The sequence below is a fragment of the Myroides albus genome, from assembly GCF_009711045.1.
In the GTDB taxonomy this organism is placed as follows: domain Bacteria; phylum Bacteroidota; class Bacteroidia; order Flavobacteriales; family Flavobacteriaceae; genus Flavobacterium; species Flavobacterium album_A.
Genome location: NZ_WMJX01000061.1, coordinates 1 through 9,772, shown reverse-complemented (window position 1 = coordinate 9,772; position 9,772 = coordinate 1). Strand labels below are relative to the sequence as shown.

General features: G+C 32.4%; 5 protein-coding genes and 1 pseudogene. All 6 read right to left on the bottom strand.

What is annotated here, in order from left to right:
• Nucleotides 1-61: 61 nt before the first annotated feature.
• Complete coding sequence (gene fabV, locus GJV76_RS14500; protein WP_155093312.1) at nucleotides 62-1,255, bottom strand: enoyl-ACP reductase FabV; 1,194 nt, start codon at nucleotides 1,253-1,255, stop codon at nucleotides 62-64.
• Nucleotides 1,256-1,399: 144 nt separating this feature from the next.
• Complete coding sequence (locus GJV76_RS14495) at nucleotides 1,400-3,424, bottom strand: OmpA family protein (protein WP_155093311.1); 2,025 nt, start codon at nucleotides 3,422-3,424, stop codon at nucleotides 1,400-1,402.
• A gap of 467 nt (nucleotides 3,425-3,891) precedes the next feature.
• Nucleotides 3,892-5,856 carry an OmpA family protein gene (locus GJV76_RS14490; protein WP_155093310.1) on the bottom strand — a complete coding sequence of 655 codons (1,965 nt, stop codon included), beginning with the start codon at nucleotides 5,854-5,856 and terminating at the stop codon, nucleotides 3,892-3,894.
• 24 nt (nucleotides 5,857-5,880) lie between these two features.
• Nucleotides 5,881-6,813: a PorP/SprF family type IX secretion system membrane protein gene (locus GJV76_RS14485; protein ID WP_155093309.1), complete on the bottom strand. Its 933-nt coding sequence runs from the start codon at nucleotides 6,811-6,813 to the stop codon at nucleotides 5,881-5,883.
• A 14-nt stretch (nucleotides 6,814-6,827) separates the two neighbouring features.
• On the bottom strand, nucleotides 6,828-8,123 hold the full coding sequence (locus GJV76_RS14480) for a gliding motility-associated C-terminal domain-containing protein (protein ID WP_155093308.1): 1,296 nt from the start codon (nucleotides 8,121-8,123) through the stop codon (nucleotides 6,828-6,830).
• 1,121 nt (nucleotides 8,124-9,244) lie between these two features.
• Nucleotides 9,245-9,772, bottom strand: a pseudogene (locus GJV76_RS14475) (OmpA family protein); the annotation flags it as partial.

Sequence of the window (9,772 nt, the reverse complement as noted above, 5' to 3'; positions counted from 1 at the left end):
ATAATACAAAAGAGGGTGACCTTTTGGGACACCCTCTTTCTATTTAAAACAATAATCTATATTATTTAATACTTTCAACAGAAGTTAGTTCATCTGATTCAGCGTTATAGTCAATATTATCAAACTCAAAACCGAATAAATTAAAGAAATCTCTTCTATAACCAGCTAAGTCAGAAATACTTTCAATATTCTCTGTAGTCACTTTATTCCATAATTCAGCTACTTCAGCCTGTACATCTTCACGCATTTCTAAATCATCTACACGAATACGCCCTTCGCTATCTAAAACTACGTTATCAGCATACAAGCGGTCTGCAAATAATCTTTGCATTTGCTCCACACAACCTTCGTGAATCCCCTTTTCTTTCATTACTTTATATAACAAAGAAATATACAATGGAACAACAGGGATAGCAGAACTAGATTGAGTAACCAAAGCCTTATTAACTGATACATAAGAAACTCCATTCAAGTCACCAAGTAGTTCATTCAGATATGGAACAGTACCTTCTAAATCATTCTTAGCCATACCAATAGTACCATTTCTATAAATTGGATAAGTCAATTCAGGTCCAATATAAGAATAAGCAACTGTTTTACACCCTTGAGCTAAAACACCCGCAGCTTTTAAATCTTCAATCCAAAACTTCCAATCTTCACCTCCCATTACAGCAATTGTATTGTCTATATCAGATTGCTCAGTAACAGGATTAATAGTAATATCAGAAACTACACCAGTGTGAAAATCTACAGTTTTGTTAGAGAATGGTTCACCTATTGGTTTCAAAACAGAAGCAAAATTCTCTCCACTCTTTGGATGAGTCCTTCTTGGAGAGGCCAAGCTATAAACTACTAAATCAATTTGTCCTAAATCTTTCTTAATTAGCTCAATAGCCTCTTTCTTGATTTCATCAGAGAAAGCATCTCCATTAATACTTTTTGCATATAATCCAGCAGCATGAGCTTCTTTCTCAAACGCAGCAGAGTTATACCATCCAGCAGTTCCAGGACGTCCTTCTGTACCAGGTTTCTCGAAAAACACTCCAATAGTAGCAGCATTCGAACCAAAAGCAGCAGAGATACGAGAAGCTAATCCAAAACCAGTAGAAGCCCCTATTACTAAAACTTTTTTTGGTCCATTATTAATCAGTCCTTTTGACTTAACATATTCGATTTGCTTTCTAACATTTTCAGCACATCCTTCAGGATGAGAAGTTAAGCAAATAAATCCACGTGTTCTAGGTTGTATAATCATTATAAATTTATTTCTACTAAATGAATTAATTCCAAAGTGCAAATTACATAATTTCTGTGAACAATGCACATAAAGGTTTTATAAAATATAGGAATAAAAAAAGGAGTTCCAATGGAACTCCTTCTCTTTATATAAAACTTAATTTTATAATCCAATTACAATAAACTCACTACGTCTATTTTTTTGATGCTCACGCTCACTACATGGAACATTGTTCTTACAGTGATTCATGATTTGGCTCTCACCCATTCCAATACCTTTAATTCTGTTACGGCTAATACCTTGTTTTACTAACCAATCTACAGTTGATATCGCTCTTCTTTCAGATAATCTCATATTATAAGCATCAGGTCCTGTTGCATCTGTATGAGATCTAACTTCTAATTTTAATTGAGGGTAATTTAACATTAATGAAGCTACTTTAGATAATTCTATTTGAGCATCTAATCTAATATTAAACTTATCAAGGTCAAAATAAATTGGTTGCAAGTTTAACACCTTAGTTAAATCATCACCTTCTTTTACTCTTACATCATCACCATAACCTGTAGTTCCACCATATTCATATCCTGGGATTACAAGCTCTTTACTTCTATTTAAAGCAAAATCAACAACAATGTCTACATTCTTAGTAACAGGATCAATTGCAGTTTCAGCAGAATTATAACCTGGAGCTTTAGCAGCAATAGAGTATTCACGGTTAATCTTCACATCTGTGAATTTATATTCACCTCTCTTATCAACTTCAATTTGATCAATCAATCTGTGTTTTTCATCATATAAGAATACGAAGGCATCCCAAATTGGTTTATCAGTAGCCTGATCAACAACTTTACCTCTGATTTCTTGGGCAACATTTAATTCTGTACCTAACTTCATACGAACAAAATACAAATCATCTTTTCCTTCACCATTAGGTCTATTTGAAGTAATAAATCCAAATTTAGACTCAGGATCTAAATACATTGCGAAATCATCGTGAGAACTATTGATAGAGTTACCTAAGTTAACAACCTCTCCAAAAGTACCATCTTCATAAATTTGTACTCCATACAAATCCAATCCTCCTAAACCAGGATGACCGTCAGAAGCGAAATACAAAACATTATCAGAGCTTACAAATGGGAAACTCTCTCTACCTTCCGTATTAATCTTATCTCCTAAATTCTCAGGAACCCCGAATGTACCATCACGATATAGCTTAACTCTATATAAATCAGACTGACCATATCCTCCAGGTCTATCTGAAGAAAAGTATAACCAATCTTGATCAGGACTTAATGCTGGTTGAGATGAGTTAGCATGAGGTACGTTAATAGATAACTTCTCAACATCCCCCCATTTACCTTGACCAAATGAATAAGCTCTATACAAACTTACTAACATAGTTCCATCTGAATAACGAGTATTCTTATCACCACGTGTATTACTTGAAAAATACATAGCACGTTGATCAGCACTAAATACTGCGTTTGCCTCGTTAAAATTACCATCAAGCTTCTTAGCAAATGGCTTTACTTCACCAATGTATCCATCTATACGAACTGGAGCAGAAAATAATTTAGTATAAGGATCATTTGTCCAACTGTGTATCTTATCTTTTCTGAATTTACTTTTTTGAGAAGATGCATAAACAATTTCTCCTTTATACAAAGCTGATCCGTATTCAGAAAATTCTGTATTAACACTATTCAATAACTTAACTTTATACCCTTCTCTATTGCTATTTACTTCAGTAATATAGTTAGGATCCGCTAAGTATTTTTTAATACGACCATCTTCTGGAAACTTATCTGCCAATAAATCCATTTTTGCATTTGCTACAGTATAATCTCCTAAAGTTCTAACTGTTTGCACATAGCGATAGTAATTATTCAAATCTTCAATCTCTTGAGAAGATTCTATCTTACCAAATGCTTCTTCAAACCAGTGATTAGCTTCAATATATAAACCATTTTCGTAATATGCATTTGCTAAACCCAATACAACTTCTTGAGAGGCTTTACCTTTTTTTACTAACTTTTCATAAGAATCGATAGCATCAGCAAAGGCTAATCTCTCAATTTGCTTATTCACTCTGGCTAATTCTTTCTTAGACTGCCCGAAAGTAGTATTAACAGAAAGCATAAGCATGGTAAATATTCCAATCTTAAAGATACTTTTCTTCATAACTTTTATTTATTAAAGCGAACCAATAGTTATTAATTGGCTTTTGATATTATACTCAACTTGTAATTAAAATTCCTTTAATCTATTTAACACAAAATTATACAAAAAAAGAGAATAATTAAAACATAATTATTACACTATTCAGTAAAAAACGTATTTATTTATAACTATTTTCTATTAAAAACAATTATGTATTCTTCATTTGAGGTAGCTAAAATACAACCTTTTCAATTCCAAACAAGTAAAAAATTACTTTCGAATCAAAAATACTCTATTTAAGGTCAACCTTTACCAGTCCTTAATTAATCTTAAAATAAAACCAATTAATAGCACTAATTAACATTTATCGGATACAAATATAACAATTATACAACTAATTAACTAATTAAAATTAACAATTAAACTATTATATAATAAATTCAATAATCATACAAAAAAATAAAGGCCATCTAATGATGACCTTTATTTTAAATATCTTCTACAATAAATTCACTTCTGCGATTTGCTTGATGTTCTTCACCAGAGCAAGGTACACCACTAACACAATTATTCACTGGAACAGCTCCACCAAATCCACGACTGGTTAGTCTATTTCTACTAATTCCTCTTGCAATTAACCAATTCATTGTATTCTCTGCTCTTCGCTGCGAAAGTTTAAAATTATAAAATTCCTCTCCAATATTATCTGTATGTGCACGAACATCCACACGCATACTTGGATATAGCTTCATCACTTCTAAAACCTTATACAACTCTACTTCCGCATCATAGCGAATATCCGCTCTATCAAAATCAAAATAGATAGGTTCTAATCGAAGGAGTTTTGTAAGGTCATCTCCTCTTCGAATTTCACCATCATCAACTTTTTGTTTAGGCTTGACTCCTTCTCCATCTAACCCAAAATCAAGAACTGCTTCATTATTTTTATCAATCTTTGGCAATCCTAAATCGATTGAGTTATAACCCTCAACATCTACACCTATAGTATAACCTATATAACATAGTTTATCTTTAAAAATATACTGGCCTTCTTTATCTGTATTTACAGTTTCGATTAAGTTGTGATGATGATCATACAAAGATACAGGTGCATCCGTAATCACCTCATTCGTAACTATATTATAAACTTTCCCCCTTAAACTTTGGTAAAACTCTAAATCAACACCAGTAATCTCACGTACAAAATACAAATCATCTTTACCAATCCCCCCTGGTCTATTTGAAGTCATGAAGCCATACTTACAATTAGGGTCCAAATAAAAAGCAAAATCATCATACTCACTATTAATAGAACTTCCTAAATTTACCGCATCTCCAAAACTGTTGTCATCATTTATTTTAACAGCATAGATATCAAACCCTCCAAGTCCAGGATGTCCATCTGATGCAAAATACAATACATTATCAGTACTTATAAAGGGAAAACTCTCTCTACCTTCTGTATTAATCTTAGCCCCCAAATTCTCAGGACTACCAAAACCTCCGTTAGATAAAATTTCTACACGATAAATATCACTCTGCCCTAAACCTCCAGCTTTATCTGATACGAAATACAACCATTTTTCATCTGTACTTAAAGCAGGATGTGCTGTATTTGTATTTGGTTGATTAAAAGGTAACTTTTCAATATTAGTCCATTTATTATCAACCAACTTTGCTCTATACAAACTACCTAAAACAGTCTCACCCTTCTTCAAAGCTGACCTGTCATTACTAGAGAAATACATTGTTTGTCCATCAGCAGAAAAAGTAGGTGTAGACTCGTTAAATCTACTATCTAATTTTTTACTAAACAGTTTTGACTCCCCAACATAACCATCAATGTAAACAGGAGCAGCGTATAACTTTGTAAATGGATCGTTAGTCCACGAATGTATTCGCTGATAAAAACTATTTCTTTCTTGTGACGATGCAAATATAATATGTCCTTTATACATTGCTGCTCCATATTCCGAGTAAGGTGTATTTACCTTATCCATCAAAGTCGCAGAAAAAGCCCCTAAATTTGACTCTATATTCTTGAGATAACCTTTATTAGCTTTATACATTACTACTCGATTATCTCCAGCAAATTTAGTAGACATCAAATCCATAATACGATCAGCCTCAGCATAATTCTTAGCACTCTTCAAAGTTTGAACATACTTGAAATAAGCATCAGCAGAAAACACTCTAGATTCATCTCTCATTGCTTCTTGATAAGATTTAAGAGCTTGACTATACAGACCATTAAAATAGTATGCATCTCCTAAGCTCAAAAGCAACTCAACATTTTTACCGTCATGACGAAGTGCATCTTCATAATATGCTATTGCATCTGAATACGCTAAATTAGAAAACTCTCTATCCGCCTTATTCTTTGATCCCTGTCCAAAAGAGACGAGCGAACAAAGAACTGAAAGTAACAATACAATTCTTTTCTCTATTTTCATAATGGTAGTGGTTATTATAGATTTCTAGAAGAAACGAGTTGTACTTACTTTTCTATATCTGTTAAATAAATCAAATCTCAAGAACACTTCGTGTGAACCATCGTTATACTTATTTAACTTAGAAGTATCTGCATCATATGAATATCCAATAAACAAATTATCATTCACTTGGAATCCAGCTAAACCACTCACTCCTGCATCTACTCTATACGCAGCACCTACAGTAAACTTATCTACTAACAAGAAGTTAGCTGTTAAGTCCAATTGGAATGGAGCACCGTCTACTGCTTTCGCTAAGAAAGCTGGTTTAAATTTAACACTTGGACTAAGCTCAAACACATACCCTCCCGTTAAATAATAATGCATTTTTTGTTTCATTAACTTAGCTCCATCATCCTCTCCACTATCAGTAGAAAGCATCATTGGTACAGAAAACCCTAAATATCCTTTTTCAGAATACAAGAACATACCAGCACCAATATTCGGAGTAAATTTATTATTTACTTTTTGATTGTAATTTACGTCAGGATCATACCAGTCTAATTTAGTCGGATCAAAACTCAAGAGATTAACAGTTCCTTTAAGACCAAATGCCAATTTCCAATCGTCATTAACATCGATAGTATAAGAGAAGTTTAATGCAATTCTATTCTCGTCAATAGCACCAATGCGATCATTCATAAAGTTAATACCTAAACCAACTCTACTTCCTTCAATTGGAGTCTCTACTGAAATATTAGCAGTTTTAGGAGCTCCATCTAAACCAACCCACTGTGCTCTATATTGACCAAATACACTTAGATTCCCACGAGAACCAGTATAAGCAGGGTTAATATTTGAAGGATTATACATATACTGTGTAAACTGTGGATCTTGTTGTGCCTGAACTTCAGACACACTTCCTAATGAAAGCACAGCCATTAACGCTGCAATTTTTATTTTATTTTCTATTTTCATCTCAACCACTTTTTTTAATTATTCTCTAAATTCAAATAACCTGCTTTCTTAATCCATCTACTACCATTAGCATCTGTATATTCATATTTTACAATATAGTAGTATGTTCCAGAAGGTAATTTTTTACCTTTATTTATTACACCTTTTCCATCAGCTTCACCAATAAATACGTTTTCACTACCATCTCCTTTTCTGTCATATCCTGTAGCACTAAACACTTTACTACCCCATCTATTTACGATTTCCACACTGTTATTTGGAAATTTATTAATATTTTCAACTAAGAAGTAATCGTTTTGACCATCTCCATTTGGAGTAACAGCATTCCAGATTTTTACCTCGTCGCTATATGCTTCATCTACCAACCCTAAAGTAAATATCCCCTTAGCATTAACTTCTAAAGGAGTAGTAACAAAATTCTCACCTTCAATCATACCTCCTTCATCAACCCAAACTTTTTCAGTTTCATCCCAACGCAGTACATGAACACTTTGTCCTTCCACTTTATCTTTGTGAAACGCTCTTGGAGTTGTTCCTTCGCTCCAACTTAGAGAAAGAATTACATTAGCATCAGTTGCTGAGTTCTTAACCTCCCAATATTCTGTATTATCAACTTCAACAATTGGGCTTCTCAATACATTATGTGGTCTTGTTGTTAATGGATTTTCTGATACGTATTGAACGTTAAACATATCATTAACAGTTTTACTAGCACGCAATTCTATTGGGCGATAATACTCCCCATTTCCAACTGGGAACATTCTATCTTCTTTTCCTTGTCTATCAACAGTACCTACAACGTGACTATCATTTCCCACACCTTCAATTACAGCCCCATCAAAATAAGTCATCGCTCCTTGTAAAGGTGCGTTAACAACCACGTGCCCTCTTTGGAACACACTTTTACCATAAATACTTATCTCATTCTGCAGATCAATTCCCTCTTTTGAATTGAATACCACATTATTGAAAGAAGTTTGCTCTGATCCCGCTAATACAACTTTACCAGTTTCTTTATCAAATATTACAGTACCTCCTTTATCCTTTTGATCATATCCAAACAATCCATTATTAGTAAGATTATTAAACAAATACATCGTACCATCATTTTCTAAACCGATATACTTATCTTTTGAAATGTAATCTCCTTGTTCATTGTAAACATCAAGGTAGATATAAACCTCTGTTCCCTCCTCAATCTTGATATTTCCTTTATTTGAGAAAACCTTTTCTCCAGTTTGAGAATAAACCACTCCTGTTGTTAAACACAACAGAAATGTCATTTTTTTAAAAAAATATTTCTTTTTCATAAGCTCTTTATATTAACACCACTTTATAATACATTGCACTCGTACAAATGTAGACAAAATAAATAATTCAATTTATTTTAATATATACTATTACAACAACATTAATAATTAATTTAATTTATTATCATATAATCAAAAATAAACACATTAATAAAAATTAAACTCAATTTTAGACCACATTAACAAAAAAAAATAATAACAAAAAAAAACATAATAACAACCAAAAACACAACAAAAGAAATATTATTTAGCATATTACAAACATTTAAAATAGAATATTAGCTAAAAACACAAAAACAATCATTTTAAAAACCTTGTTTTTTACATCAAAGAAACTACCCTTTTTTTTCCTAAAACTCTTAATTATTTTATAATATACACTACTTAAATCATCTTACTGTATTATTTCACTTCCAATTTCATTAAAAATTACTTGGCCTAAATCTAAATTTCACTGATCCACATACGTCAAAACATTTATATTTAAACTCAATTATAAATATACTTAAAAAAATATTAAAATTTCATTTAAAAACAAAAAATACATAACTATAAATATTTACTTAAGTAAATAAAGACATAAAGTAACACCCCATAATATTAGAAGTTAAAATAAAATATTAAGCTATACCTATCCTGGTACTCCCTCAAAGCAAATCAAGACAAGAAAAAACTCAAATAATAACCTTTACACAATCTTCTATTCAAACTGCTAATGAGCTTAGAAGTAAATTTTGATTTAAACATAGAGTTTTTCTCCTGTAACATTACTTAAAAATTCAACTCCTTATAATTGCTATTTACTGGGATATTCTTGTAGTTTACTTAGGAAAACACTCTTCTCTCCAATAAAAGATAAAGCACCATGATAAAACAAAGACCAAGAAAGCCCCAATACTTCTTGTGTTTTTCCTTAGAGGTTAACTAATCTTTTCACATAGACTACAAATTTTGATATGACTCTTTTATTCATTCTTCATCACTATCATACATTATTGCATAAAAAAAGCCTTCCCTAATGGGAAGGCTTTTCAAGGCTAAGTACTGTTAGTTTTATATCCTACAGCAGGATGGTCGAAAAAAAATTGTTTTGTTGTTTGTGCACAGCACACTTGTTTCTATTATAATTCTATTACAATAAATTCACTTCTTCTATTGAGTTGGTGTTCCTCAATCGAGCACGGTACTCCGTTACTACATTTATTTATCAACTGACTCTCTCCATATCCTTTACCAGTTAATCTACTCTTGTCGATTCCTTGCTCAATCATCCACTTCACAGTTGATTTTGCTCGGCGATCCGACAAGCTCATATTGTAGTTGTCATTTCCTCTACTATCTGTATGAGAGCGAACATCTACTTTCATATTTGGATACAGTTTCATCACCTCTACCACCTTCATTAACTCTATAGCTGCATCTGGGCGAATATTTGACTTGNCTCTATAGCTGCATCTGGGCGAATATTTGACTTGTCAAAGTCAAAGTAAATTGGCTGTAATTTCAACTTCTTAAACAAGTCATCATTAACCGTTACTTCTTCTGTTGCCTTGTCAAGACCTACATTAACTGTTCGCTTGCCAAAAGTGCGATCTGCTTCTAAAACAAGCTCCACTGTACTATACTCTTGTTTTGAGGCTTGAAGGCGG

Bases quoted from the DNA above. Each gene is read 5' to 3' on its own strand.
- GJV76_RS14495 (WP_155093311.1), bottom strand. From the start codon at position 3,424: ATGAAGAAAAGTATCTTTAAGATTGGAATATTTACCATGCTTATGCTT.
- GJV76_RS14480 (WP_155093308.1), bottom strand. From the start codon at position 8,123: ATGAAAAAGAAATATTTTTTTAAAAAAATGACATTTCTGTTGTGTTTA.
- GJV76_RS14490 (WP_155093310.1), bottom strand. From the start codon at position 5,856: ATGAAAATAGAGAAAAGAATTGTATTGTTACTTTCAGTTCTTTGTTCG.
- GJV76_RS14485 (WP_155093309.1), bottom strand. From the start codon at position 6,813: ATGAAAATAGAAAATAAAATAAAAATTGCAGCGTTAATGGCTGTGCTT.
- fabV (WP_155093312.1), bottom strand. From the start codon at position 1,255: ATGATTATACAACCTAGAACACGTGGATTTATTTGCTTAACTTCTCAT.